This is a genomic window from Mesotoga sp. B105.6.4, assembly GCF_002896535.1.
Lineage (GTDB): Bacteria > Thermotogota > Thermotogae > Petrotogales > Kosmotogaceae > Mesotoga.
The window spans coordinates 1-1453 of the sequence record NZ_JWIM01000041.1 but is presented as its reverse complement, the minus strand read 5'-3'; the positions used below and the strand labels follow the sequence as shown (position 1 = coordinate 1453).

Genomic DNA, 1453 nt, shown 5'->3' with positions numbered 1-1453 from the left:
CCCTCGACAGAGAGGTCGAGTCTGTCGTTAATCTAGTAGGCGTCAATCTAAACACTGCATCGGAGCATTTACTCAAATACATATCCGGATTGAATTCAAGAGCCGCACTGAACATTGTAAAACACAGAGCTGAAAACGGAGCGTTCAGGAACAGAAAGGAACTGCTGAAAGTCTCCGGTCTAGGTCCAAAGGCCTTCGAGCAGGCGGCGGGATTCTGCAGAATAATCAATGGATCCGAAGCTCTTGACGGAACCTCTGTCCATCCAGAGAGCTACGAGATCGCCAGATTCATCCTTGAAAGCGTAGAGTTGCTCCCGGAAGAGCTCTTCGACAGAAAAGATGAGATTACTGAATTGCTTGATCAAATCGATCCCGAAGCTCTGGCAAGGGAAAACAGTTTTAACCAGATCACTGTGAGAGAAGTAATAGGGATGCTGAAAAAGCCCGGTTTAGACCCAAGAGAGGAGCTGGAGAAACCGATTCTGAGGACCGACGTGCTTTCGATGGAAGACCTGTCTAAAGGCATGGAACTTGAAGGAACCGTCCGCAACGTTGTGGATTTCGGCGCCTTCGTAGACATTGGAGTCAAACAGGACGGTCTGATTCACAAAAGCAAGATGGGAAGAAGAGTAAGGGATCCACTTGAAGTCTTGAGCGTCGGCCAGATCGTGAAAGTCAGAGTGCTTGAAGTTGACACCAAGAGAATGAGGATTGGATTGGAGTTGCTTTCCGGCAGCAACGAATCTCGAAGTTAGGCAATTCGTGAAATCGTTGGACACAACTCAATCGATATAAGGACTCTTGACCCTAAGCAACTGTTCGAAGATCGACCGAGTATGCTTACTCGGTACCCTTGCGGAGCGCTCGTCCTACTGTCTTTCGCCGAAGATTATCGTGCCAAGTCTCACCATATTGGATCCTTCCTCAATCGCAACCTTGTATGAGCCGGACATCCCCATAGAAAGGTAACGCATCTGAACTCTCTCGATCTTATGCATGGAGATCTCTTCAAACAACTCTCTAGTTAGTCTTAAGTAAGGTCTGATTTCTTCCTGATCATCGGTTAACGGCCCCATAGTCATCAGACCAACTACAGAAATATTCTCGAGGGATGAAATCGATTCAATAAGTTCAAAGACATTCTCGGGAAAGACCCCGGCCTTTTTTCCCTCCCTGCCGCTGTTAACTTCTATCATTATCGGCATTCTCCTGTTTATGGAAGCGCATCGCTTATCTATTTCCTCGGCCAGTTTCAGGGAATCCACAGTCTGGATCAAGTCAAATATCTCAACGGCCTTCTTGACTTTGTTTCGCTGCAGGTGACCTATACAGTGCCATCTGGCTTTGCTGCCGATCACCTCGAATTTCTCTTGAGCCTCCTGAACGTAGTTCTCACCGACATCCCTCAAACCGCTATCCAGAAGCTCTAGAATCTCTGAAGCAGTCCTCGTTT

At 47.4% G+C, this 1453-nt stretch carries 2 protein-coding genes; one reads left to right on the top strand and one right to left on the bottom strand.

Annotated features, from left to right (window positions below):
* A partial coding sequence (locus RJ60_RS09130; RefSeq protein ID WP_146028906.1) for a helix-hairpin-helix domain-containing protein occupies positions 1 to 755 on the top strand: 755 nt, incomplete at its 5' end.
* A 114-nt stretch (positions 756 to 869) separates the two neighbouring features.
* On the opposite strand, the gene RJ60_RS09125 is transcribed toward RJ60_RS09130, so the two are convergent.
* On the bottom strand, positions 870 to 1453 hold a 584-nt coding region (locus tag RJ60_RS09125; protein ID WP_103134525.1), incomplete at its 5' end, for a YggS family pyridoxal phosphate-dependent enzyme.